23 protein-coding genes and 3 pseudogenes are annotated in these 23,397 nt (G+C 42.2%); 11 read left to right on the top strand and 15 right to left on the bottom strand.

All coding sequences use genetic code 11. The annotated features are described in order from the left end of the window. Positions 1 to 68 precede the first annotated feature (68 nt). Positions 69 to 860, top strand: coding sequence for a DUF2996 domain-containing protein (locus V7K49_RS24850; protein WP_335207986.1), 792 nt, complete (start codon positions 69 to 71; stop codon positions 858 to 860). A gap of 102 nt (positions 861 to 962) precedes the next feature. On the opposite strand, the gene V7K49_RS24845 is transcribed toward V7K49_RS24850, so the two are convergent. After that, positions 963 to 1,457 carry a TM2 domain-containing protein gene (locus V7K49_RS24845; RefSeq protein ID WP_335207985.1) on the bottom strand — a complete coding sequence of 165 codons (495 nt, stop codon included), beginning with the start codon at positions 1,455 to 1,457 and terminating at the stop codon, positions 963 to 965. Between the two features lie 402 nt (positions 1,458 to 1,859). On the opposite strand from V7K49_RS24845, the gene acsF reads away from it, so the two are divergent. Then, the gene (gene acsF / locus V7K49_RS24840; protein ID WP_334868580.1) at positions 1,860 to 2,936 is read left to right on the top strand and encodes a magnesium-protoporphyrin IX monomethyl ester (oxidative) cyclase; all 1,077 of its coding nucleotides are present in this window, start codon (positions 1,860 to 1,862) and stop codon (positions 2,934 to 2,936) included. A gap of 437 nt (positions 2,937 to 3,373) precedes the next feature. Here acsF and V7K49_RS24835 read toward each other — a convergent pair whose 3' ends face one another. Both V7K49_RS24835 and V7K49_RS24830 read right to left on the bottom strand, forming a co-directional pair. Beyond that, positions 3,374 to 3,523: a hypothetical protein gene (locus V7K49_RS24835; RefSeq protein WP_335207984.1), complete on the bottom strand. Its 150-nt coding sequence runs from the start codon at positions 3,521 to 3,523 to the stop codon at positions 3,374 to 3,376. Next, the gene (locus V7K49_RS24830) at positions 3,520 to 4,290 is read right to left on the bottom strand and encodes an SDR family oxidoreductase (RefSeq protein ID WP_335207983.1); all 771 of its coding nucleotides are present in this window, start codon (positions 4,288 to 4,290) and stop codon (positions 3,520 to 3,522) included. The genes V7K49_RS24835 and V7K49_RS24830 overlap by 4 nt, the downstream gene beginning before the upstream one ends. Positions 4,291 to 4,383: 93 nt before the next feature. Here V7K49_RS24830 and V7K49_RS24825 point away from each other — a divergent pair. Next, a pseudogene (locus V7K49_RS24825) lies at positions 4,384 to 4,512 on the top strand (IS630 family transposase); the annotation flags it as partial. A gap of 144 nt (positions 4,513 to 4,656) precedes the next feature. After that, entirely contained in the window at positions 4,657 to 5,607 is a 951-nt protein-coding gene (locus V7K49_RS24820; RefSeq protein ID WP_335207982.1) for an L-lactate dehydrogenase, read from the top strand. A 141-nt stretch (positions 5,608 to 5,748) separates the two neighbouring features. Here V7K49_RS24820 and V7K49_RS24815 read toward each other — a convergent pair. From V7K49_RS24815 to V7K49_RS24805, 3 genes and pseudogenes are all read right to left on the bottom strand, one after another. Beyond that, positions 5,749 to 5,928 (bottom strand): annotated as a pseudogene (locus V7K49_RS24815) (IS4 family transposase); the annotation flags it as partial. 10 nt (positions 5,929 to 5,938) lie between these two features. Beyond that, positions 5,939 to 7,156 (bottom strand): type I restriction endonuclease, encoded by a 1,218-nt coding sequence (locus V7K49_RS24810; RefSeq protein ID WP_335207981.1) that lies wholly within the window; start codon positions 7,154 to 7,156, stop codon positions 5,939 to 5,941. Between the two features lie 271 nt (positions 7,157 to 7,427). Further along, positions 7,428 to 7,703 (bottom strand): annotated as a pseudogene (locus V7K49_RS24805) (hypothetical protein); the annotation flags it as partial. Between V7K49_RS24805 and V7K49_RS24800 the strand changes: the two are divergent. Further along, the gene (locus tag V7K49_RS24800) at positions 7,668 to 9,977 is read left to right on the top strand and encodes an ATP-binding protein (protein ID WP_442948689.1); all 2,310 of its coding nucleotides are present in this window, start codon (positions 7,668 to 7,670) and stop codon (positions 9,975 to 9,977) included. The pseudogene V7K49_RS24805 and the gene V7K49_RS24800 overlap by 36 nt on opposite strands. A gap of 290 nt (positions 9,978 to 10,267) precedes the next feature. Here the strand turns inward: V7K49_RS24800 and V7K49_RS24790 are convergent, their stop codons facing one another. Then, positions 10,268 to 11,341, bottom strand: coding sequence for a WD40 repeat domain-containing protein (locus tag V7K49_RS24790; RefSeq protein WP_335207980.1), 1,074 nt, complete (start codon positions 11,339 to 11,341; stop codon positions 10,268 to 10,270). A gap of 748 nt (positions 11,342 to 12,089) precedes the next feature. On the opposite strand from V7K49_RS24790, the gene V7K49_RS24785 reads away from it, so the two are divergent. Both V7K49_RS24785 and V7K49_RS24780 read left to right on the top strand, forming a co-directional pair. Further along, positions 12,090 to 12,272 (top strand): hypothetical protein, encoded by a 183-nt coding sequence (locus V7K49_RS24785; RefSeq protein WP_273767515.1) that lies wholly within the window; start codon positions 12,090 to 12,092, stop codon positions 12,270 to 12,272. A 273-nt stretch (positions 12,273 to 12,545) separates the two neighbouring features. Beyond that, a complete protein-coding gene (locus tag V7K49_RS24780) occupies positions 12,546 to 13,238 on the top strand; it encodes a pentapeptide repeat-containing protein (RefSeq protein ID WP_335207979.1) in 693 nt (230 codons plus the stop codon). 111 nt (positions 13,239 to 13,349) lie between these two features. Here the strand turns inward: V7K49_RS24780 and V7K49_RS24775 are convergent, their stop codons facing one another. The 4 genes from V7K49_RS24775 to V7K49_RS24760 all read right to left on the bottom strand — a co-directional run bounded on the left by V7K49_RS24775 (position 13,350) and on the right by V7K49_RS24760 (position 15,779). Beyond that, on the bottom strand, positions 13,350 to 14,330 hold the full coding sequence (locus V7K49_RS24775; RefSeq protein ID WP_335207978.1) for an aldo/keto reductase: 981 nt from the start codon (positions 14,328 to 14,330) through the stop codon (positions 13,350 to 13,352). Between the two features lie 247 nt (positions 14,331 to 14,577). After that, positions 14,578 to 15,081, bottom strand: a complete 504-nt coding sequence (locus tag V7K49_RS24770) for a hypothetical protein (protein WP_335207977.1) — start codon at positions 15,079 to 15,081, stop codon at positions 14,578 to 14,580. Positions 15,082 to 15,157: 76 nt separating this feature from the next. Then, positions 15,158 to 15,346, bottom strand: coding sequence for a 30S ribosomal protein S21 (gene rpsU / locus V7K49_RS24765; RefSeq protein WP_334868554.1), 189 nt, complete (start codon positions 15,344 to 15,346; stop codon positions 15,158 to 15,160). 121 nt (positions 15,347 to 15,467) lie between these two features. After that, positions 15,468 to 15,779: an RNA recognition motif domain-containing protein gene (locus V7K49_RS24760; protein WP_298907849.1), complete on the bottom strand. Its 312-nt coding sequence runs from the start codon at positions 15,777 to 15,779 to the stop codon at positions 15,468 to 15,470. A gap of 399 nt (positions 15,780 to 16,178) precedes the next feature. Between V7K49_RS24760 and ilvA the strand changes: the two genes are divergently transcribed. Next, positions 16,179 to 17,690, top strand: a complete 1,512-nt coding sequence (gene ilvA, locus V7K49_RS24755) for a threonine ammonia-lyase, biosynthetic (protein WP_334868551.1) — start codon at positions 16,179 to 16,181, stop codon at positions 17,688 to 17,690. A 94-nt stretch (positions 17,691 to 17,784) separates the two neighbouring features. Here the strand turns inward: ilvA and V7K49_RS24750 are convergent, their stop codons facing one another. Continuing rightward, the gene (locus V7K49_RS24750; RefSeq protein WP_334868549.1) at positions 17,785 to 18,825 is read right to left on the bottom strand and encodes a hypothetical protein; all 1,041 of its coding nucleotides are present in this window, start codon (positions 18,823 to 18,825) and stop codon (positions 17,785 to 17,787) included. A gap of 10 nt (positions 18,826 to 18,835) precedes the next feature. Beyond that, positions 18,836 to 19,081, bottom strand: coding sequence for a hypothetical protein (locus V7K49_RS24745; protein ID WP_273767526.1), 246 nt, complete (start codon positions 19,079 to 19,081; stop codon positions 18,836 to 18,838). Positions 19,082 to 19,239: 158 nt separating this feature from the next. Here V7K49_RS24745 and V7K49_RS24740 point away from each other — a divergent pair, with 158 nt between their 5' ends. Continuing rightward, entirely contained in the window at positions 19,240 to 19,389 is a 150-nt protein-coding gene (locus V7K49_RS24740; RefSeq protein ID WP_335207976.1) for a hypothetical protein, read from the top strand. 290 nt (positions 19,390 to 19,679) lie between these two features. Here V7K49_RS24740 and V7K49_RS24735 read toward each other — a convergent pair whose 3' ends face one another. Continuing rightward, positions 19,680 to 21,116, bottom strand: a complete 1,437-nt coding sequence (locus tag V7K49_RS24735; RefSeq protein WP_335207974.1) for a TonB family protein — start codon at positions 21,114 to 21,116, stop codon at positions 19,680 to 19,682. Between the two features lie 344 nt (positions 21,117 to 21,460). Here V7K49_RS24735 and V7K49_RS24730 point away from each other — a divergent pair, with 344 nt between their 5' ends. Both V7K49_RS24730 and V7K49_RS24725 read left to right on the top strand, forming a co-directional pair. Continuing rightward, positions 21,461 to 22,129 (top strand): MotA/TolQ/ExbB proton channel family protein, encoded by a 669-nt coding sequence (locus V7K49_RS24730; protein ID WP_335067398.1) that lies wholly within the window; start codon positions 21,461 to 21,463, stop codon positions 22,127 to 22,129. Then, complete coding sequence (locus V7K49_RS24725) at positions 22,116 to 22,520, top strand: ExbD/TolR family protein (protein ID WP_335207972.1); 405 nt, start codon at positions 22,116 to 22,118, stop codon at positions 22,518 to 22,520. The genes V7K49_RS24730 and V7K49_RS24725 overlap by 14 nt, the downstream gene beginning before the upstream one ends. A gap of 85 nt (positions 22,521 to 22,605) precedes the next feature. Here V7K49_RS24725 and V7K49_RS24720 read toward each other — a convergent pair whose 3' ends face one another. After that, entirely contained in the window at positions 22,606 to 23,373 is a 768-nt protein-coding gene (locus V7K49_RS24720; RefSeq protein ID WP_335207970.1) for a thioesterase II family protein, read from the bottom strand. Positions 23,374 to 23,397 lie beyond the last annotated feature (24 nt).

Raw genomic sequence — 23,397 nt, 5'->3', positions numbered from 1 at the left:
ATGAAAATACCCGATACCTCAAGGTGAGCGATCGCTCCGAAAGCTAGATTAAAGGATTGACCTGAGCAATGGCAGACCAAACCAATCACAATCAAGCGGGAGAAGTAGCTCCCAGCACTGTTGACAACCAAGCTCCCAGTGTGGCCGAAGAACACGCTCCTAGTACAGACTCACCCGAAGCCACAGATATTCCTACTGCCAACGCGCCAGATCCTAAAGCCGCAAACCCCGAAGATAACCCCAATGCTGCTAAACCAGCTGCTGTACCACCCAAGCGAGAAAAACCCGCAGCCGCAGCTAAAGCCGCAGGAGGCGAAAAACCCGCAGCCGCCGTAGCAACAGGAGAAAAACCAGCCACCGCAGCTAAAGCCGCAACAGGAGAAAAAGCCGCAGGAGGCGAAAAAGCCGCAGGAGGCGAAAAAGCCGCAGCAACAGGAGAAAAACCAGCCGCCGCAGCTAAAGCCGCCAAAAAGGAAAAAGCCCCAGCTGTTGAAGATAAGCCATTTGTAGAGTTCATCGAGCAAGACTACTTGCCAGCTTTACAAAAAGCGATCGCTCAACAAGGTGTGCAAGATTTACAGGTGTCTTTTGCCAAGCAAAAGGTGCCAATCACTGGCTTTGAATCCGCCGAAGAATGCTGGCAAATTATCGGCAGTTGGACAGAAATCGGTCAGCGTCAGTTTAACCTGTATTTCCCCGAAGAAGATATTCAAGGGAAAAAGGGATTTTCCTGTAATGAAGGCAAAAAACCTAGCACTCTTGAGTCATTCTTAATCGATGAGCGCAGAATTACACTCGATTTATTGGTATTTGGCTTAGTTCAGCGCTTAGACGGTCAAAAGTGGTTAGGTATAAATTAGTCATTGGGCATTGAAAAGAGACAGAAGGGCAGTTCTTGCTGGGAGCAGAGGGGAAAGAAGTAATTTTTTATTCTTCCCCTTGCCCCCTACCCTCCACTCCCCTTAAAGTTCGTGGAAATGGTAAGTAACGGCTCCAGTATTGGGGTCGTTATCAATTTTCACATAACCTGATTTGTACATCTCATTGAGAGTAGTTTCCACTTGGGCAAAGCTAGCTCCGGTGAACTTCACCCCTTGAGTGACAGTTAAAATACCACCCTTGCTTTCCGCCGCTTCGATCAGTTTCATCATGAGTTGGTTGCCTGTTGGGCGGTGAACTTGAGAGGCAACCACTGCTTGATTTAACGGCACACCAAAGGGAGATACACCCGCTTTTAATCTCAGGTTGTGTTCATATTCGTCAACCATACCGGGCATGAGGAACACATCCAGGAACTGCCCTATACCAAACACACCACCGGTCAACAGCCACAACAACCCAGTCCCGATCTTGCCATTATAGAAACGGTGCAGTCCTCCTAATCCGAAAAACACCCCTGCACACAAAATGTAAGAGACAAGAAGTCGGTCTTTTTGCTGATTGGTTTCAAGATTCATCTTGTTTTCAACCCTTTGGATTTGCTCTTGTTGTCTAAGATGGTTTTTCCATACTGTTTTTTATACCAAGTATGGCTTTTTCAAAACAATACTGATCACTGAACTACGTTTATTTGACTACTAATTTGCGATTTTTGATTCCGCAAGCAGTGAATTATTGTTGCAACTCTTAATGTTTTGCTTGCAAATTTCTAACCCGTACCTTGGTAGACTGAACTTTATACAATTGGATTATTGTGGGCTGTTGCGCCTTAACAGAGCTTAACCCTTGGCTTTCTGGTGAGGCAGTCCGATCTTTGGGGTTTCCCCCATGAGGAACTGCCGTTAGCGTAGCGGTAGAGACGTAGGAGCGTCACCCGAAGGGTCTACTTAAGATAATAAAGACGAAAGAGCAATCAAGACATGGTAGATTCCCTCAAAAAACCAGGCTTTGAAGAAATCCGGCCAGGGATTAAAGTCCCGGCAAAAGAAACCCTGTTAACACCTCGGTTTTATACTACCGATTTTGATGAAATGGCGCGGATGGACATCTCCGTTAACGAAGACGAGTTAAGAGCCATTCTCGAAGAGTTTCGCACTGACTACAACCGCCATCACTTTGTTCGGGATGCCGAGTTTGAACAATCCTGGGATCATATTGATGGGGAAACTCGCCGATTGTTCGTTGAGTTTCTAGAACGATCGTGTACGGCAGAGTTTTCCGGCTTTTTGCTGTATAAAGAACTTGGCCGTCGCTTGAAAGGCAAAAGCCCCGTTTTGGCAGAGTGTTTTAACCTGATGTCACGGGATGAAGCACGTCACGCTGGCTTTTTGAACAAAGCTATGTCGGACTTTAATCTGTCTCTAGATTTAGGGTTTTTGACTAAGAGCCGCAATTATACCTTCTTTAAGCCAAAATTCATCTTTTACGCCACTTATCTTTCTGAAAAGATTGGTTATTGGCGCTATATCACCATTTATCGCCACTTAGAAGCACATCCCGAAGACCGGATTTATCCAATCTTCCGGTTCTTTGAGAACTGGTGTCAAGATGAAAACCGTCACGGCGATTTCTTCGATGCGATCATGAAATCCCAGCCGCAAATATTGAATGATTGGAAAGCACGGCTGTGGAGTCGGTTCTTCCTGTTGTCGGTGTTTGCGACAATGTATCTCAATGACATCCAACGCAAGGACTTTTATGCCACCCTTGGACTGGATGCGCGAGAATACGACATCCATGTTATTCAGAAGACTAACGAAAACGCAGGTAGGGTGTTCCCGCTGATGCTGGATGTAGAGAATCCAGAGTTTTATCAGCGGTTGGATACTTGTATAAGCAATAATCAGAAGCTGAGTGCGATCGCTAACTCTAACACTCCCAAATTCCTGCAATTCTTCCAGAAACTGCCGCTTTACATCTCCAATGGCTGGCAGTTATTGCGCCTGTACCTGATGAAGCCAATTGATACTGTTTCTGCTCAAGGGGCAGTTCGTTAAGTTATAACAGGTTTGCGAAAGCTTTAGTGGTTCTGCTGATTGCAGAGCCACTTTTTTTTGTCAAAACCACTATCATAAGGGGTACTACTTGTCAATAGGTCTAGGCGGTTAGGGACTGACAAAAAATAAATTATCCAAAATTATTTGTATATTTCTAGGGGATCTTGGCCTTCATACGTGTCAACTTAAGCCAAAACCCTTTTCAAACCTCGTTTACAGCCTCTGGCTGGAAATGCTCTTTCATTGCGGCTCTGCCGCAAGTCTTGAGGCGGCAGCCCCCCCGTTAGGCATTCCCAGTCTCTGACTGGGAACGAGACAATCTCTAAAAGCTGTTTCTAAACTGGCTTTCACCTTAAGTTGACACCAATGAAGGCCAAGATCCCCTACGTTCGCGCAGCGTCCCGCAGGGATGGGATGTTTTTTTAACTGGAAGTCCCTTAGGTTGTATATGTAGTTTTTTGAGATTCTTGTTGTTTATCCTCTTCTTCAATCTTTTGTTCTGTTTTAGGTTCAACAGGCTGATCTATTACTGGAGTAAGTGAGTGAATCATTAACTCTACTTCTTGACTTGATAAACGACTACTCACGTGGCTATATAACCGCCATCTACAACCAGAGACTGACCAGTTATGTACGAAGCAGCTTCTGAACATAAGAAAAGTACAGTCGAAGCTATTTCTTCAGGTTTGCCCATTCGTCCCATTGGAACCATTGTTGTGAACTGTTGACTTGCGGTTTCAGCATCACCCATTTTCTCTATTACACGGGACATCATGTCTGTATCAATAATACCAGGGTTAACAGCATTAATCCGGATACCCAATTTGGCATAATCAAGGGCTGCTGACTTTGTTAACCCCATAACAGCGTGCTTACTTGCATGATATGGCCCAAGGCGGGGGAAGGCTATAAGTCCACCCATCGAAGAATTGTTGACAATCACGCCTCCTCCAGTCCGAAGCATTTGGACAATTTCATACTTCATGCACAGGAATAATCCGCGTACATTGACTGCTATAAGTTGATCAAACTGTTCAAGCGATTGTTCGTGGAGAGCAGCGTTCCCACCTAGAATACCAGCATTGTTGAATGCAAAATCTAGGCGACCGTAGGTTTCTACCGTCTTGCTCACAAGTGCTTCCACCTCAGATACTTGGGCGACATCTGTTTTAACAAATAAGGCTTCACTCCCAGCTTGTTTAATTAGATTTACGGTTTCTTCTCCTTCGGAGTCTCGACGAGCCGCAACGACGACTTTTGCGCCTGCTTTACCAAAAGCGATCGCCGTCGCCTTACCAATTCCCGAACTCCCACCCGTAACAATTGCGACTTTGCCATCAAATTCACCTGCCATCAATTTACCTCTGTAATATTATTTAGACGCTTTTATTGTAAACGTTCACAGGATTTACTTAGCTACCGCGAAAAATAGGTAAACACAGATGGTAAGCTAATCGTCATTTTTTTCTGGTTTTCTTTTCCTGTAGTTAAAGCATTATTCGAGCTAGCAATCAATAGTCCAAATTTTTACTTCTCTATGCTGAATGAGTCTGGTAATTTCTCACAAATAATTTAGGATTGCTATAAAACTTTAGTCAAGATAAAAAATTACTTATTTTATACTATAATTCAAAAATTATATTTGCAGAATAGCACTCCGCACTAACTAGCTGGAGTTAATATTTACTTATTGGTTCAGTTACAAAAAAGTAGATATAACATGAGTAGCAAAACATCCAAGATCGGTGTGATTGGCGCGGGGAATGTGGGTGCAGACGTAGCAAATGCTTTAGTGCTACTCCGTAAATGTGTAACAGTCGTCCTTTTTGACCGAACCTTATCAAAAGCTGAGGGGCAAGCATGGGATATTGAAGACAGCATTCCCCTACTTAAAGATATGGAGATTATACCATCAAATCAGTATGAAGATTTAGCTGATTCTGATGTGATTGTCGTGACTGTTGGGGTGCAGCGTAAAGAAGGAGAGAGCCGATTAGATATATTGAGCAACAATGCAGAGATCATACGTTCGACGATGAAAGAATTGGATCGAGTTGCACCGAATTCAATCATACTTATTGTTAGCAATCCAGTGGATATACTAACGCGGATTGCGATCGCCAGTTCCACCAGAGCAGAAAACCTAATTTTCGGTTCGGGAACGGTTCTTGATACTGCTAGACTGAGATATCAACTTGGTAAGCGACTGAATGTTAGTAAACAAGACGTTCATGTTTATGTGATTGGAGAGCATGGAGACAGTGAATTTATCGTTTGGTCTAATGCATTTATTGGGGGAATTCCGTTAACTGAATTTCCCATACCACAAGGAGTAACGCAGGAACAAATTCAGCAAGAGTATGCAGAGTTAACGCGTAAGCGAGGCTATAACATTTCTGAACGGAAAGGAAATACTAGCTATGGCATATCAATAGTAGTTTGTCAATTAGTTGATACCATCGTGCGAGATGAAAAGCAGATATTTCCAGTATCGGTGAGAGCAGATTCTAACTATGGAGTTGGCAATAAAGTTGTTCTTGGACTTCCATGTATCATTAGCTCCCAAGGTATTGAGCGCCAACTGGTGTTACCAAGAAATGCTGATGAACAACGCTTATTAGAAGAGTCAGCCACCAAACTCAATCAAGCCTACGATTCTTTGTATAACTAAAATCAACTCATATAGCCTGTCTAAAAATGCCCTTTTTTGAATATGTATAAGATGATAACTGGGATGACGAGTAACTAACCAGCGCATGACCTAATGCTGGCTGATGGTGTCGAAGGATGCCGGGTGTAGTACTGTTGTTGGCCCAATCAAGGCTAACATTCTTGTCAGTTCTGTAACTTCCGCCACATCTGGCCATAGCAGTGTTAGCACCACTGCGACCATCAACGGGAAGTTAAGAATTCTATCTCTTAGTCCCAGTTGACGGTAGTAGTTTTCTTGTGCAGTGATGGCCGATGTAACTAATGCTGCTAGTAAAAGCAATTACACTGAGTTAAGCTGATTTTTCCATTCTAATTACATCTGGGGTGAATGTTTGATGCTTGGCTGCTTCTGCCTCGTAACATCTGAGAATCAGTGATGTCAGTTGATCAAAATCACTGACAGAGGAAATAATTACTTTTGATGTGGCATCCCCCACAGAAGCTGTTACTTCCTGCACTTCAAAATTTGAAGCTAGAGACTTTACTTCATCTACACTTAGGCGAGTAATAAAACTTTTTTTCTGTGAAGATAGATATAGTCTCAGAAACCACCAGGTAGTTTTGCCAACAAGATTGATACCAAAGTATGAAACAGTATCCTTGTATTGGAGTTTAAAGTTGTAACTCCTTGAAGTTTGCGTGATTGCTTTAATTTTTTCAAAGGCTTCGATTTCTTCAGCAGTTGTTACTATTTTCGGCAATTCTTGAGATTCCTGCTGTTTATCCTCTTCTTCAATCTCTTGTTCTACTTCAAGTTCAACAGGCTGAGTTATTTCTTGACTAAGTGAGCGAGTCATTAACTCTACTAAACTTCCCTGAATCGACTTTTTAACAATTGGTTTAAATTTATCAATAACTTTACCAGTCATTCGACCTTTAATTTCATAACTAGGGGCAACTGTACCGAGTTCAGCTACTAAGAAGCGAACAAATTCTTCAGAAGGAGAACGTAAAAGATTTCCTAGAAGCTGAGTCATGCCTTTTACATAAACCATTTCTTCAGCATAGTTGGTAATAGCTGTAACATCAAAATTATCACGGTGAAAAAATTTGAGGTTATCAATATCTTTGGTATCATATTCCAGGATGTTAAAACTAAAAAATGGCTCCTTGTCCATGACATTTTTATCACGCAAGTCTGTAAAGAAACGGTACTCAACCCCATTAGTGACGATAGCTACTTTTGTTGTCAAAAGTCCATTAAAATAGCGGCTCAGTTGCCCATCATGTGCTTCAGCTTTTTGACCACGGGCTTTTGCCTCTACGAGCATAACTATATTATTGTTAATAGCTAAGGCGTAATCTACCTTTTCAAACTGCCCTGCTTTTTTAATAGCAAAATCTGCCACGTATTCCGGCATTACTTCACTAGGGTCATAGACATCGTAGCCAAGAGCACTCAAAAAAGGAACAATCAGTGCCATCTTAGTAGCTTCTTCACCAACAACTTGGTCAGCCCGCTTACGCACTTGTTCAGACAGCTTGGTAATATCTTCAATGAATCCCATCTTGTTTGCTCCTGGTATATTAGTGAGTATTAATACAATATTTTTTGTAAAATAGGAGTGATTGTAAGGTGATAAAGTACATTTAAATTGAAAGTGTTAGCGCGATCGCCTTCCTGATCACTCCTATAAAAGTATTCCCAAACAAGTATCAGACGGTAACACTTATGACTTGTTCCCAGGTGCAATGGCATCGGTAATGAATGACAATAAGTCAGAATAATTTTTGATGAAGCCTCAGTCTATAGGCATTCTCAAAAGAAAAATGCTCAAGCTAACTTGTCGTAGCTGCTTTGTTGCCATTTTTGCTGCCGTTGCCGTTCACACCGGCAATGAATGACGGTTGCTGTAAACTGGGAACTGGTGACTCGCCTCGCAGTCTCTTGTGGCGCTGGTTCTTAGGAACACCTCCCGCCATACCGTACTCCACACTGCTTTTACCATATTGAGTAGCAACTCCCAACAGCATATGCTCTGCCATATCTGCCAACTCGCGCTCTGTTTGGAGCATGTCATGGTACATCTTATCAAGGTTGGAAAGAAAAGACGACTTCACCCCCGACAAGTTGTAGAGTTTGCACTCATTCTGCTCTTTTTGATTGTCATTAGTCAAATAGCCTTTTGGGGTGGATATCCTGTGGAGTATATGATGATTCTCCCTTTGCTCTGGTCGGCTTTTCGGTTTGGAGCGAGGGAATCAACACTGCTAGTAGTGATCATGTCAGCGATCGCAGTTTATGGAACAGCTCATGATTTTGGCTCATTTGCGAGAAAGTCGATAACAGAATCTCTGGTGCTGTTGCAATCCTTTATTGGTGCGATCGCTCTCACCACCTTCGTTCTATCTGCGATTGTTAACGAAAATAGAAAAGCCGCAGCCAACCTCCAAAAAGCAAATGATGAATTAGAGCAACGAGTTCAACAACGCACCACTGAACTCATAGCTGCAAAACTTCTGGCTGACAGCGCCAATCAAGCTAAAAGCGAGTTCCTGGCAAACATGAGCCATGAACTGCGTACACCCCTCAACGGTATCCTCGGTTATGCCCAAATTCTGCAACTCTCTCCAGCCTTAACTCACAAGGAACGCAAAGGTGTTGAGGTTATTCACCAGTGTGGTTCCCATCTACTAACCTTAATTAACGATATCCTCGATCTGTCGAAAATCGAAGCCCGGAAAATGGAACTCTACCCCCAAGATTTTCATTTTCTGACCTTTCTCCAAGGTGTAGTTGAAATTTGCTGCATCCGAGCTGAACAGAAGGGAATTTTCTTCTTATATCAGCCAAGCACTCAACTTCCCAGCGGTATCTGTGCTGATGAAAAACGTCTCCGACAGGTTTTAATTAATTTGTTGGGTAACGCCATCAAGTTTACAGATAGTGGTGGAGTGACTTTTAAAGTTGATGTTATTAGTCAAAAGACATTAAAAAAGGGTTTCACACAAATAAAAACTTACAAAATTCGCTTTCAAATTGAAGATACAGGTGTAGATATTGCCCCTCAAAAATTAGATAAAATCTTCTTGCCATTTGAGCAAGTTGGTAATATTGAAAAGCAAGCAGAAGGTACAGGATTAGGGTTAGCTATCAGCCAAAAAGTTATTGCTATAATGGGCAGCACAATAGAGGTACAAAGTCAAAAAGGGAAAAAAAGTGGTAGTACTTTCTGGTTTGAGGTGGAATTACCTGAAGCTGAAGAATGGATGCAAACCCATAGTATTGCTTTCCAGAATAAGGTAATTGGCTTTAAAGGTGAAAAAATTAAAATCTTAATTGTGGATGCTCGTTGGGAAAATCGCTCTATTGTGATTAATTTACTTGAACCAATTGGTTTTGAGGTTTTTGAGGCCAGCAACGGTGAAGAAGGATTAGAAAAAGCTACTGAAATTCAGCCAGATTTGATCATCACTGACTTGACAATGCCTGTGATGGATGGGTTGACAATGACTAAACACTTACGCCAATTAGTTGAGTTGCAAAATGTGGTGATTATTGCTTCTTCGGCTAGTGTGTTTGGTATTGATCGGCAAAAAGCTTTGGACATTGGTTGCAATGATTTCCTCCCAAAACCTATACAAGCAGATGAGTTGCTTAGGCAATTACAAACTCAATTACAGTTGACATGGATTTATCATAATGAAAGTGAATTGACTAGGAAGCTTGCTCCTGTCGTAACTGAAGTCGAAGTGAATGAACTGGATTTTATGATCAATGACTTGCCTAAACTCCTACAATCTATGGAATTCGGAGCAGAACGCATTCAGAAAATTGTACTTTTTTTACGAATGTTCTCCCGTCTAGACGAAGCTGAAATGAAAAAAGTTAATATCCATGAGGGTATTGACAGCACCCTAATGATACTAGGACATCGGCTTCAGACTAAGCCTAATAACCCTGATATTCAAGTCATTAAAGAATATGGCAATTTGCCCCTAATAGAATGCTATGCTGGACAAATAAATCAGGTATTTATGAATATTCTTACCAATAGTATTGATGCATTAGACGAAGCAGCCAAAAATCAGAAAATATTCACTCCCTCAATCACAATTTATACAGAAGTTATTAATGGCGATCGCCTGACTATTCGGATTGCTGATAATGGATCTGGAATACCAGAAGATTTTGAACATTGCATATTTGACCCCTTCTTTACGACTAAACCTGTTGGTGTAGGAACAGGTATGGGGCTAGCAATCAGTTATCAGATTGTAACTGAGAAGCATCACGGTTCATTGCAATGTGTCTCGAAACTAGGAAGTGGCAGCGAGTTTGTGATAACCATTCCTCTGAAACAAAGTATTTCTGTTGAGCAGAACTAATTCATTAAAAATCTGAGCGATCGCTATATTCAATTTCCCATACTTATCTTTTAAATTTCCATCTGTAGGTAATCTGACTTTTGACGGGTTCTGGAAAACCTTACTTCCAAATAGCGAATTGGTAAGTAGTCGGACAAAAATATTTACAGTCATTGCGAGCGTTGGCGCAGCCTCTCGTAGAGAAGCGAAGCAATCCTAGCCGCAAGTGAATGGCTTCTGTTCGAGACGCTCCGCGAACGCTTCGCTCCATTCGCAATGACATTGTGTAATTAATTCTGTCTGACTACTTATTAGTTAATTTGCCAAATATGAATAGTGCTATCCTCATTGCTACTAGCGAGGGTTTTACCATCTGGGCTAAGAGCAAGCGCTAAAACAGAACTGGAACCATCCTGAAAGGTGTGCAATAGTTTTAAAGTCTCTAAGCTCCACAGTTTAATACTGCCATCATAATTGCCGCAGATTAAAATTTTTCCATCAGGGCTGATGGTAAGAGATTCAACTGAATTAAAATTCTCAGGAAACTCATGCAGTAGTTTTCCAGTTTGAAGATTCCATAACTTCAGGGTGCTAATTGCACGATTTCGAGAAACTAATTGACCAAAACTGCCAGTGACGAGCTTTTTGCTATCTGGAGTAATGGCAATAGCATCAACTCCGGTTTTATGTCCTTTGAGAACATGGCGCGTTTTTTTAGTTTGCAGATCAATCAGCCTAATTGTATTGTCATCACCACCCCCAGTACTAACAATGGTTTGTATATCAGGGCTAATTGTAACCTTACTCACATAATCTGAGTGTGCAGCAATGGTATTAAGCAACTTAAGCGTGTGTAAATCCCAAAGCTTGATTGTGTGATCATCACTGCCACTAACAATAAATCTACCATCTGAACTAATAGCAACAGTTTCTACTGGCAGCGGATGTCCACTTTCGATGTTAAGCATTAATTGAGTGCGTAAATCCCAAACCTTCATTGTTGGGGTGGTTATTCCACCACTTACAATCCGCTTGCCATCTGGACTAATAGCAATTGAAGTAACACCATCTGAGTGAGCATCTAAACTACGCAGTAATTTTCCAGTCCGGAGATTCCAGAATTTAATAGTATCATCTCTACCTCCACTAATCAGGGTTTGCCCATCCGGGCTAATCACAACTGCTCGAACACCAAAAGTCACTTTTTTATGGCCAGTCAGTGTGTGAACAAGTTGAATGTGTGATTGCGACTGAGTATTTGTACTCCTGCCAATGAGAGGATTTGATCTGGAAGAATGGACATCAATGACAATGACAGTGATGTTTACTGCAATAGCTAAGGCTGTAATAGCTAGTTTGGATTTGAGAAAATTCAATGATTTCATGGCAGTGAGGAACGCTATTATATAATAGGGTTCCCATTTTATGGGGTGCGTAGTTTACCGTACTTCGACAGGCTCAGTGACCGCCGTAGGCATCGCCCTTCATCCTCTTGATTCAAGTAAGGAAATATGCCAGCAGGGATGTCTGCCAAATCTAAGCAGTAGATAGACTGCTCAATTGCTATAACAGTCCTAAATTATATGTGAAAACTTCTTTTTCTTTTCTTGGCGCTCTTGGCGGCTTGGCGGTTCGTTCATTTTCACAACTCATTTAGGATTGCTATATGTGTTTTCTAGTAGATTACTAGCCAGTTGTAGCGAAGCGATGACCGAGCGCTGTAAGTTGCCTGAGAAGTGATTCTACAGCGTTGGGTCAACAACTGGCGATTTGTGGAGCGACTGAGGCATAGGGTAAACTATTCCTCATGTAACCTTTGGGCTATCCCGTTCTCTTGATATCTCATTTAAACTGCAAAACAGAGACTTGTAATGCCAAATTGGCAGAATCTTTCTGTCTTCATTTAAAGTGCCGCCGTCACTTCACCTTTTTCTTAACGCAGGAATGCAAAAAGTTGATGGCAGTATGGTCAAATACCTCTGCTAATTTAATAGATAACTTTTAGCAAAGTTCGTTAAGCACGCCCAATTTAGGTCGGTTGTTACACACACCAGTCTGATTGTGATTAGTCATAATGTAGTGTAGTAGTGCAATACATTGCACTGTTACAAAAGCTCAATACAGAGGTAAACTATGTTTCCTTTTTGGGGTAATCCTTGTTATGGAAGCGAACCCATTTCGCGCAAAGCTGGCTTAGAGCGGAAATTAAAATTCTTGATTTGGATGCGAGATGATTTAGAGTCCAAACTAGCTGGCGTTAATGCTTCTATTGATACCATTCGGCAACAAATAGAACGCTCAGACTCAACTGTTTAGAACTAAGTTCTTGTATTTGTACTTAAGCCGATTGTAACTCCTTTGTGACAGAGCGCTGTAAATGGGCTGCATCAGTGTTGTAGGTCTTTGTGCAGCGCCCTGTCATAAACTAGCGTACAAAAGAGGCAGTCTTGAAAAACGAAGTCCAGCCTTTTGTGTCGCTGGAACTAACCTTGAATAAATAACTTAAGACAGAGGTAGAGTAACCTAGAGTTTATTAATATCTGGAAGTTAGAGCCGTAATCGTCACTTAACGTGCCAAAACTTATAAAAATGAAAAATATTATCTCGATTGGTTGGAATAGCTGGTTAAAACGGCACAAGGAATCTATTTTACTATTTGACTCAATTGCTGCCGCTAATGAGATTGCCTTTATACTTAACGGTCAATGGGATGGCTGCAATGGTGTGATCATAGCTAAGTGTGATCAGGTAGCTGTTAATACTGCGGCCAAACTATTAGAAGCTACATGGTGTTATCAAGGCACATCAAAAGCTGTTTTAGATAGAGTAACAACTGATGAAATTTTACGCCGTTATGCAATGGGAGAAAGAAATTTTATTAATGCTAATTTGAGGTGTGCAGTACTTGCATCAGCGAAACTGAGTGAAATTAACCTAAGTTATGCAAAGTTGAGTTGGGCAGACTTAAGTCAAGCCAATCTAAGTAAAGCTGATTTAACGGCAGCAGACCTAAGTGAAGCTAATTTAAGTGGAGCCGACCTGAGTAAGGCATACCTAATGAGGATAAACCTAACTAAGGCAGACCTGCAACAAGCAGATATGAGGGGGGCTAATCTAAGTAGCGCTAACTTAAGTGAAGTTAACCTCACTGATGCAGACCTAAGAGGAGCTAATCTGGCATTAGCAGACCTAAGAGGGGCAAATTTTAACTTCTGCAATTTGAGTGGGGCTAACCTAACAGATGCCAAGTTAATTGAAAGTGACTTGGCTTTTGCTCTCTAATGAGCACACCTGGAGGCGATGTATTTTAAGTGAAAAATAGGAATTTATATTATTTCAACTTAAACCAGGTTTTTGCAATGATTCATATTCAAATTCAGCAACGTTGAAATTTTACTTAGTTTGAAAGATATTTTGTACCATTTTTTTGTCTGCATTCCTCGCCGCCCTATCCAACTCTGCAATCTCATTGCCGTCTAATTGCCAACCCAATGCACCAATATTCTCCCTTGCCTGTTCCACACTCTTTGCTCCAGGGATAGGAATGGTTCCTTTACAGATGCACCAATTAATTGCTACCTGTGACATGGTTTTGTTTCTAGACTGTGCCACCTCTTGTAAACATGCCAAAAGCGATCGCATTCCTGGTAATATCTGCCTAAACAGCAGACCTCGGATGCCTTTGGGCAAATGGCCTTGCTCAGAGTATTTTCCTGTCAGTAGTCCCAAAGCTAGAGGGCTGTAGGCAATCAATTTGATTCCCAACTCATCACAAAGGTCTTTAAGCTTTAGTTGAGTGACAGGATATGTAGACAACAAAGAGTATTGAACTTGCAGAGTAGTAATCGGAACGCCTCGTTCAGCAAACTTTTTCTGTACCTGCTTAAGCCGCTTAGGCCCATAATTAGATAGTCCCACTCCCTTAACCAGTCCTTGCTCATACAAATCGCCAAGACCATCTAACAGCCCTCCCTCTTGCCAAGGAGCATAGTTTGCTGTAGACCAGTGCATCTGTACCAAATCTACGTTTCTTCCCAGGCGTTGGGCAGATGATTTGCAAGCTTTTACCATTGACTGACGTGTCCATCTCCACGGGTAAGCAGCAAGCTTAGTAGCAATACAAATATTTTCTTTACCTGAACCTACATATTCTCGGTTGAATCGTCCCAGGAGTAACTCACTGCGACCATTCAATCTCCCAGTTCCGTAAGAATCACCTGTATCAAATAAAGTCACAGCGTTGCTTACACAAAGGTTAAAGACGGCTTGCAACTGGTCATCCATACTTTCGTTATATCCCCAAAGCAGTTGGTTGCCCCAGGCCCAAGTCCCGCAGCCCATGCTTGGGAGGGAGAGTTGTTGGAGAGTCTGCATCTTTGCTCTCTGTAGATTGCCTTATTAATTATCAGGCATATAGCAGGTATTAACGCGCGAGTAGCATGATTATCAAGCAAATCAGGAGAACCTTCTAATACTTGTGCAACGGTGCCTATTTTGTTTTAAAAATTTACAAAGGTTTGGAACGTTCCCCGAAGTAGGGTCGCTAATTTCTTATTGGGCAAACAAAGCCCAAGCACATATATTTTTAGTCGGTTGCTAAAAGAGCGATTAGCACCAACCATTAGGATATTCTCGAATTTGCAAGGAGCCAAGCTTTCTGAGTCCATGCGTTATTAAAGAATTCAACCTCTGGCACTTTTAATTCAAATGAATGAGGTGGTGATTGTAGCAATAAGGACGAACCTTTGTCATGAGCCTCAACTAAGTTAACTATCCAGGGAAGAAAGTCTAAGATTTCTTTTGGTAGTACAGTTAACTCGAAATCCCACACCAAATTAAGACCTCGGCAGACTTGTCCTTTTCTGAACGTCGTCACTCTACCAGCACTCTTGTTTATAGCCAGTCGAAGAATGAATGGGCGGAATGGGACAAATTCATCGGGTGCTGTATAAGCATATATATTTACATAGTTTAGTCTCTCCCTATAATCCATCCAAGATGCGATCGGTGAATTACTACTATAAGATGTACCAGTTATGATCACCGGCATATTCATCGCAGCAGCAAAGTTAGAGTAGAACTCACGCCTTAGTTCGCTAACAATATGTTTAACTTCTGGGTTCATGGTTGCTACACCTATTAGAAAAACGATACCTACGGTAAGCTACGCTAACGCATGGTTTCATAAAAGACATTTATTATCAATTGCGGAAACTTCTCTTTTGCTGCTTGTGTTTAGCAATTGTTTTGCGTTTGAGCTTTTGCAGGGGCGTTTCAAAGTGACGGTGCTTCTTGATATCTGGGAAAATCCCCGCCTTGGACACTTCTCGCTTAAATCGACGTAAGGCTGATTCAATCCCTTCATTTTCGCCTGGTATTATCTGGGTCATACTATATTCCTACTAAATTGGCTTAATTAGTGGTAAGCACTCCAGTCAACCGAAGCGCAAAAAAAAGGCAGACGCCTTGTCTGCCCTCAAGACTTTAGAGTTAAATTCTTGATTTTAGACCTTAATAGCGGCCAGAGGAACCACCACCACCACTATAGTTTCCTCGTCTACCACCAGAGGAACCTCCGTCAGTTTTGGGTTTAGCTTTATTAACTTTTAAGCTCCGACCCATCCACTCAGCGTTATCAAGGGCTTCAATTGCTGCTGTTTCTTGTGCGTCCGATTCCATTTCTACAAAGCCGAAACCTCTCATCCGACCTGTTTCTCGGTCGATAGGCAATTGAACATTTTTTACCGTTCCGTATTCTGCAAAGACTTGCCGGAGGTCGTCTTCTTTAACCTCATAAGCTAGGTTACCGACATAAATTGACATATAATGTCTCCAGAATCAGGGGGTGTAGAGATTGAGATCCGCAGAGGTCTGTAATACAAGTATCTATAAAAACAAACTACATAGCCGAATTTAATCTTCTATACAGAGTTTAACATAAATTGAGAAGTTATGTTCATAAGCAACACTATACTTATCTGTTGATCTTAAATACTCAGACAGTTGACGAAACTCTTTTAAAATCAACCTACCAGCGATCGCATTTAATTTGAAGTCATCAAAAAATTTCAATCACTGAACTTATTTCTCTTCAAACAGTATTAGTAATTTTTAAATTTTATTCACTCAAAATTTCGCCTTGGTGCAATTAAATAAAACCAGTGCGATCGCTTGTAACGTAAAATTAATTTCCATCTGGCATTTGCTAACACCTTGACACCCATGTATTGCGACTACCTCATCCAAATTCTAACTGCCCGTGTGTATGATGTTGCCCAGGAAACACCACTTGAGTATGCCCCAAATTTGTCTGCACGGCTAAATAATCAACTCCTGCTGAAACGTGAGGATATGCAGTCAGTATTTTCCTTTAAACTGCGGGGTGCTTATAACAAAATGGTGCAACTGCCACCAGATATATTGGCGCTGGGTGTAATCGCAGCGTCTGCGGGGAACCATGCTCAGGGGGTCGCCCTTGCAGCCCAGCGCTTAGGAACCAGAGCGATTATCGTCATGCCAATAACCACACCTCAAGTCAAGGTAGATGCGGTTAGAATGAGGGGCGGAGCAGTCGTGTTACATGGAAATACCTACGACGATGCTTACAGCTATGCCCGTGAATTAGAAGTAGAAAAAGGGTTGACCTTTATTCATCCTTTCGATGATCCCCATGTAATTGCTGGACAGGGAACAATCGGGATGGAAATTTTACGGCAATATCAGCAACCCATCCATGCGATTTTTGTCGCAATTGGAGGGGGCGGATTAATTTCTGGGATTGGGGCTTATGTGAAACGGTTGCGTCCGGAAATCAAGATTATTGGCGTTGAACCAGTAGATGCTGATGCGATGTCTCAATCACTAAAAGCCGGACATCGGGTGCGCTTGTCCCAAGTGGGGTTATTTGCTGATGGTGTGGCGGTGCGAGAAGTAGGTGAAGAAACCTTTCGTTTATGTCAGCAGTATGTAGATGAAATTATTCTGGTGGATACAGACAAAACTTGTGCTGCAATTAAAGACGTGTTTGAGGATACGCGATCCATTCTAGAACCAGCCGGTGCATTAGCGATCGCAGCTGCCAAAGCCTACGCAGAACGAGAACAAATCGAGGGGCAAACCTTAATTGCTGTAGCCTGCGGTGCAAACATGAATTTTGATCGCCTCCGCTTTGTGGCAGAACGTGCAGAGTTGGGCGAACGCCGCGAAGCTATCTTTGCAGTCACAATTCCTGAGGAACGGGGAAGTATTCGTCGGTTTTGTGAATGTATTGGCAACCGTAATCTTACTGAGTTTAATTATCGCATTGCCGATGAAAAAACAGCCCATATTTTTGTAGGTGTGCAAATTCAAAACCGGGCCGATGCTGCAAAGATGGTAGAAAACTTTGAAGCTCAAGGATTTGAAACTCTTGATTTAACAGACGACGAACTAACTAAATTACATCTGCGGCACATGGTGGGTGGGCACTCTCCCCTGGCTCACAATGAATTGCTCTACCGTTTTGAGTTTCCCGAACGTCCCGGTGCATTGATGAAGTTTGTTACTTCCACGAGTCCCAATTGGAATATTAGTCTTTTTCACTACCGCAATAACGGGGCAGACTACGGACGAATCGTTGTTGGTATCCAGGTTCCCCCCCACGAGATGGAAGATTGGCAAGCTTTTCTCGATAACCTGGGGTATCGCTATTGGGATGAAAACAAGAATCCGGCATACAAGCTGTTTTTAGGATAGGGGAGTGGGGAAGGGGCAGGGGGGCAGGGGAGCATGGGAGCAGAAGAAGAATAACAATACTCAATGCCCCGTTTGCCCAATGCCCAATGCCAATTTAGCGAGAACTACCCTCCAATATCAGATTGGAGTCCCAAGTATAGAAGCCAATTTGGTTAGGAACCCTAGAAAATCTGCCTGTCCGATAGCCTCTAGATAATTCATTCAGCACCTTATTTTTGATCTCTCTAAGTTGTTGAGAATCTAGTTCTCCATAAATTCCGGCAATGACTTCAGCAACGCTGAAAACTTTACCTGGATTTTGTTCTAACAGAGAGGTGAGGGCATCAATTAAGAATTGACCCTCAAAGGCTTTGAGCATTGGTACTGTTTTTATTGGAGGTAGGAAAGATTTCTTCTTTTTGTTTTTGATGCTTTTAGAAGCACCATTGCCATTATTTGGGGCTACCAAACTTAAATCCAGAGTATAACAACCTGGCTCATCGGGAATAGTTACCCAGTAATTCCTTTCTCTGCCTTGGGTGAGGGAAGATTGAACCCTACCTTTAACTACTTTGAATAGATTGGAATCCAACTCTCCATAAAGCGATCGCACGATAAAATCAATATGACAGACAGTGCCTATCTGCTCTTGCAATAGCTGTTTTATGGCTTCCATTCGCGACAGAGCGTGATTATACTGGGGTAGCATGGGGATTTCCGCCACCTTTGTTGAACTATCGTTGTTCTCTGGGGTGATCTTTGGATCTGGCGATGTAGTTGGAGATTGACTCTCTTTTGTATCAACAGCAGCAGAAAAGGAATTATCTATCTCAACCAAGTCTTTGTCTTTTCGTACTGACTCTACAGACTCCACCAAGTTGATTTCGTCGATGTCATCAAGGGGTGATAAAAACCGCAGAGAGCCTTCTTGAGAAAGATTTGTGGTTTCCTCAGCCACCGTTAGTCTTGATATCTGCTTATTCGCATCAGAAAAAGACCAGTTAGACAACAACGCTTCTACATGATCGAGCTGCGATCGCGCCTGCACAAAGAGGCGTTCATACTCTTCTGTAAGGCGAGCATAATAGTCTCGTAATTCCAACAGTGGTGAAACAAAGGTGCCCGGAGGTGGTTCTAATTGTCCATTTTGAGTCATAAGGCTTCAATCAATTTAAGTTGATGTCACTTTTGTAAGACATTGGTCTGGGTTTTGCTTTGTGAGATGTTGGTTGGGATTTCTTAGGGGGTTGGGGAGGGCGACATCTCTCACAATATAAGGGTCGAGGTCCGAAAGTCTCGCGCTTTGTCAGATCGTTACACTCTTTACAGACAAACTGGAAAACACGAGTATGAATCTGTCTTTTGTGCGCCCTGACAGTATATTCCCTAACATCAATGAATTTACTTGCCATAATCAGGAATTGTGAATTGCCGTCGGATCAATGTCTTATCAATATAGCTATTCAAGCAAATCAAACTGCATCAGTGTGTGTTTATGTAGAAGTTTTATTCAAATCAGGGAATTTGAAGCCTAGCATAAAGTGCAGATGAGCAACTTGAGAGTTAGCCATTGACTATCCTCTCAGCATATAATTTGATGAGCAAACACTACTACCATTCCTTAGGTGCAGGCGATTTTCATCGCCCTGATCAGAGAAATTGGGGATGGGGAAGTAGAGGATTATTCACTTCCACTTCCATTGATTGGCAAAGGGCGTGATCGCCAGTGTGTCTAATTGCCCATCATAAAATTACCGCACTCCTAACCCCTCTTCCTCATGGTAGAGGGATGATGCTTAACTAGACCATTCGGATCTAAAAAACAACCGCCTCCTAAAAATAGGAGGCGGCGATCGTCGCTAATCAAAGTATGATTCTGGTAAGTTTTATCCCTCTACTAGTGTTTCATGTCATTAATTTTGATGGGTTGTAAAATTTCATAGCTGCTCTAGCCTTTAAAATTGAGCGATAAATCATTCACTAAGAACCCATCAATTTTAACTTGACAGACTACGGCTGACTGGGAGCAGCAGGTTGCGATTGAGGTTGTGGGCGTAAACGGCGCAAAGACTCCCGCAACTTGTTCTGACTGGTGTTTTCTGCTCGCCGCCGCCGAGTTGGGGTTGCTTGTGGCTGTGGTGATGAATTGGTAGCCGCTCGTTGACGCTGGATGCTGCGTAGGGAGTCTCTGGCACTTCCTTGAGGGCGATTTATCCTCGCTTCAGATGATGAGCCTGCGGTAATAATTTCTCGTCTTTGAGGTTGCGGCCGTTGATTCAATCCAGATATTGCTGGTATTGTGGCTGTAGCTTCATTAGATGAGGGTGTCAACTCTCTGCGCCTACGTCTTGGATTTTCTGGTGTGGAGTTAGCAGCAGCTGCTGCCTGCTGGGTTCTCTCTTCTGCTTGTCTTTTTCTTTGTTGTTGGTATTGGCGGTATTGCTGTGAATCTTCTTTAAAAGCCGCAGAGTTGACTCGCACCCCTCGTCTGCCACCTTGTGCTGGGTTGAACTTCCATTCACGCGCTTGTCTCACCTGTTCTTCGTCTAATTCACGGTTTCCACTGGAGCTGGCTACTCGCACATTAGTGACATTACCTTGATCATCAGTATCGAAAGCCAAACCTGTACGGCCTTCGATTCCTCGCCGTTTCAATGATTCTGGATACTTGAAACCACATTTGCGGCAGGCTGCACTACCATTACCATTACCTGAACTGTTAATTTTTGGAGGTGTTGGCACTATTGGCGCTGTTGCTACTGTCGGACGGTTTCCTACTCCATTCCCTATACCACTGCCAATTCCTGAACCCCTACCACTGCCAATTCCTGAGCCAATTCCTGAACCTGAACCTGAGCCAATTCCTGAACCTGAACCTGAACCTGAACCTGTACTTAAAGCAACGCCAGAGCCAGAGCTACCAGAGTTATCTGTCAGGACTGGACTACCGCCGCCACCACCGCCGCCGCCACCACTCACAGGTGCAACAGTTTTCACAGGGGCTTCTGGCTTGGGAGCAATTTCCCTATTTGTTGGTTGGGGGTTTTGAGTAGTTTGTTTTGGTTGTTGTTGAACTGGCTGAATTTGAGTAGTTTGTCTTGGTTGTTGTTGAACTGGCTGAATTTGTGGTCTTTCAATCAATTCTTGTACTGGTTTTTGTACTGGTGGAATTTCTCTAAGCTGTTTTTGAACAATTTCTGGTTCTTTTTTGGGTTCTTCTGGAATTTTTTCAAGTGGTTTTTCTGGCTCCGGAGTCGGAGTATCTATGATCGCCACCTCTATTGGGTCATCTTCGTTTGTAGGCACTCTTGTCAAATAATTACCTATGCCTGAGGACAGTACGCCGATATGCAGCGCCAGTGAACCTATTAGACTGTAAGTCAGAAAAGACTTGAGAGCCTCAACTTCTTTGGAACGTTGCTCGACAGTAATGCCAGAAAAGCTCATAGCTATTGCTACCTATTCTCACTAATTTAGTCATTTTAGAATGCATGGTTGCAAATATCAAGTAAAAAATTAAAATTATTTTCGGCAGTGTTACGGAACAGAATACTACTCAAAAAAAATATCTTTGAAAAATACTGTTCACTATCACGATTTCCAGATAAAATTTTTGTATTAATTAAATTAATTTATATAAAACCCAAAAATAGTAAATAAAAATAATAACAATTAAATTAGATTTGAAAAAAGTCTAATTATCTCTTAAACTCTATTGAGAAAAAGTTTCATTTTTTCGCTTGATTCTGGTAGTCTGATTTTGTATTGTTGATGACATTTAGAGGCACTACATGGGAATTCAGAATTTGTTTGAAGCAGGTGGTGTGGTTATGTGGCCCCTGTTACTGTTTTCAGTGTTGGCAGGGGCACTAATGATTGAACGGGCGAAGTTTTGGCTAAAGATTGGTAAGCGTCAAAACCGGGTGGTGCGAGAGGTTTTAAATCTTTATCGACTTGATAATCTGGTTAGTGCTGTGGATAAGCTGCAAAAAAATGTAGATTTACCCATAGCACGCATTTATCTGGCTGGACTACAGCTAGAAAGACCGACTCCAGAAAAATTTCGCTTGGCTTTGAAAAGCGAGGCACAAGCAGAAATCCCTATACTAAAGCGGTTTCAACCTGTATTTGACACCATTATCGGTTTAGCGCCTCTGTTGGGACTTCTCGGCACAATTTTAGGATTAATTCGCTCATTTGCTGGATTGAATATTGGTGATGTTGGAGGTACTAAAACTGGTGTAGTTACTGCTGGTATTAGTGAAGCTTTAGTTGCTACCGCCACAGGATTGATTGTAGCTATCTTTGTGCTTTTAGGAGCCAGCATCTTCCGGGGATTATATCAGCGGCAGATAACAATGATTCAAGAGTACGGCGGACAGCTAGAAATACTGTTCCTTGATCGCTATGAACAACATGATCGCTACGAACAACAGGAGAAGTCCTATGGATCTAGATGATAATGAACCAGATTTAGCACCATTTATAAATGTAGTACCTCTGATTGATGTAATGTTTGCCCTTTTGACATTTTTTATTATGTCAACGCTGTTTTTAACACGATCAGAAGGATTACCAGTAAATCTACCGAAGGCAGCCACGGCGAAGGAACAGCAAATTCCCACTAAAGTTACCATCACGGTAGATGAAAAAGGTCAGGTAAGCCTAAACCGCGATCCAATAGCAGTTAATAATTTAGCAGCGCGAGTGCGGACTTTAGTTGGTTCTAACCCAGATACATTGGTGATTATTAATGCTGATCAAAAAGTCTTGCACGGTGAGGTAGTGCAAATAATGGATCAAGTCCGTCAGGTGAAGGGAGCAAGGTTAGCGATCGCTACCCAAAAATAAAAAGTAGAAATATTGTACAGAAAAAGTTCAGAGAGTCAGGAAAATTATATATTCTGACTCCTAACTCCTTCTTATCTAATTACTACTACCACCTACGCTTACAAATCTGCAATTCTTGAGATATAAGTTTAAATAATAATTGTTGGTGTGAATGGATAAAAAAGTGGTCACCGTTGAACTCATGTAATGAAAAAGCAGCAATTGTCTGCTCTCGCCATGCTTGCAGCTGCTCATGACTAACTTCTTGGTCTTGCAAACCACCAAAAACAGTAATAGGACACTCCAGTGGCTGTTTTTGAGTGTAAATATAAGTTTCCAGAACTGCAAAATCTGCCCGCAAAATAGGAAGAAATATCTGCATCAATTCCGGGCTTTCTAGTACTGCTTTGGGTGTACCGTTAAGACTGTGTAGCTCGTCTTGCAAATCAGTGTCTGATAGAACGTGGAGGGGTGGTTTTGTCAACGGAATTTGCGGGGCGCGACGAGCAGATATGAAGAGATGAAAGGGAGCAAGACTATACTTAGAGCGAAGTAGATGGGTTAACTCGAAGCTAACTAATCCGCCCATACTATGACCGAAGAAGGCGAATGGTTTGTCTAAATATGGTATAAGAAGTGGAGCGATCGCTTCAACAAGAGGTTCTAATCGCGTCAAGGGTGCTGACTGAATCTGTCTTCCCCGTCCCGGATATTCCACAGCACAAACTTCGACATTATTAGGTAGATTATTAGGCCAGGTGCGAAAAATTGCCGAGTTACCACCAGCGTAGGGGAAGCAGAATAAACGCAAGTTGACTTGAGGATTTGGTTGGGGACAGATAACCCAGGAATTGAAGCTTGGTGTAGTTGTCATAATAGAGCTTAGAGTTGGATAATA

It is taken from the genome of Nostoc sp. (assembly GCF_036919675.1).
Classification (GTDB): Bacteria; Cyanobacteriota; Cyanobacteriia; order Cyanobacteriales; family Nostocaceae; genus Nostoc.
The sequence above is the reverse complement of the archived record's forward strand: the minus strand, read 5'-3'. Positions and strand labels throughout refer to the sequence as shown.

Bases quoted from the DNA above. Each gene is read 5' to 3' on its own strand.
- V7K49_RS24850 (WP_335207986.1), top strand. From the start codon at position 69: ATGGCAGACCAAACCAATCACAATCAAGCGGGAGAAGTAGCTCCCAGC.
- V7K49_RS24845 (WP_335207985.1), bottom strand. From the start codon at position 1,457: ATGAATCTTGAAACCAATCAGCAAAAAGACCGACTTCTTGTCTCTTAC.
- acsF (WP_334868580.1), top strand. From the start codon at position 1,860: ATGGTAGATTCCCTCAAAAAACCAGGCTTTGAAGAAATCCGGCCAGGG.
- V7K49_RS24830 (WP_335207983.1), bottom strand. From the start codon at position 4,290: ATGGCAGGTGAATTTGATGGCAAAGTCGCAATTGTTACGGGTGGGAGT.
- V7K49_RS24820 (WP_335207982.1), top strand. From the start codon at position 4,657: ATGAGTAGCAAAACATCCAAGATCGGTGTGATTGGCGCGGGGAATGTG.
- V7K49_RS24810 (WP_335207981.1), bottom strand. From the start codon at position 7,156: ATGGGATTCATTGAAGATATTACCAAGCTGTCTGAACAAGTGCGTAAG.
- V7K49_RS24800 (WP_442948689.1), top strand. From the start codon at position 7,668: ATGGTACATCTTATCAAGGTTGGAAAGAAAAGACGACTTCACCCCCGA.
- V7K49_RS24790 (WP_335207980.1), bottom strand. From the start codon at position 11,341: ATGAAATCATTGAATTTTCTCAAATCCAAACTAGCTATTACAGCCTTA.
- V7K49_RS24785 (WP_273767515.1), top strand. From the start codon at position 12,090: ATGTTTCCTTTTTGGGGTAATCCTTGTTATGGAAGCGAACCCATTTCG.
- V7K49_RS24780 (WP_335207979.1), top strand. From the start codon at position 12,546: ATGAAAAATATTATCTCGATTGGTTGGAATAGCTGGTTAAAACGGCAC.
- V7K49_RS24775 (WP_335207978.1), bottom strand. From the start codon at position 14,330: ATGCAGACTCTCCAACAACTCTCCCTCCCAAGCATGGGCTGCGGGACT.
- V7K49_RS24770 (WP_335207977.1), bottom strand. From the start codon at position 15,081: ATGAACCCAGAAGTTAAACATATTGTTAGCGAACTAAGGCGTGAGTTC.
- rpsU (WP_334868554.1), bottom strand. From the start codon at position 15,346: ATGACCCAGATAATACCAGGCGAAAATGAAGGGATTGAATCAGCCTTA.
- V7K49_RS24760 (WP_298907849.1), bottom strand. From the start codon at position 15,779: ATGTCAATTTATGTCGGTAACCTAGCTTATGAGGTTAAAGAAGACGAC.
- ilvA (WP_334868551.1), top strand. From the start codon at position 16,179: ATGTATTGCGACTACCTCATCCAAATTCTAACTGCCCGTGTGTATGAT.
- V7K49_RS24750 (WP_334868549.1), bottom strand. From the start codon at position 18,825: ATGACTCAAAATGGACAATTAGAACCACCTCCGGGCACCTTTGTTTCA.
- V7K49_RS24745 (WP_273767526.1), bottom strand. From the start codon at position 19,081: ATGGCAAGTAAATTCATTGATGTTAGGGAATATACTGTCAGGGCGCAC.
- V7K49_RS24735 (WP_335207974.1), bottom strand. From the start codon at position 21,116: ATGAGCTTTTCTGGCATTACTGTCGAGCAACGTTCCAAAGAAGTTGAG.
- V7K49_RS24730 (WP_335067398.1), top strand. From the start codon at position 21,461: ATGGGAATTCAGAATTTGTTTGAAGCAGGTGGTGTGGTTATGTGGCCC.
- V7K49_RS24725 (WP_335207972.1), top strand. From the start codon at position 22,116: ATGGATCTAGATGATAATGAACCAGATTTAGCACCATTTATAAATGTA.
- V7K49_RS24720 (WP_335207970.1), bottom strand. From the start codon at position 23,373: ATGACAACTACACCAAGCTTCAATTCCTGGGTTATCTGTCCCCAACCA.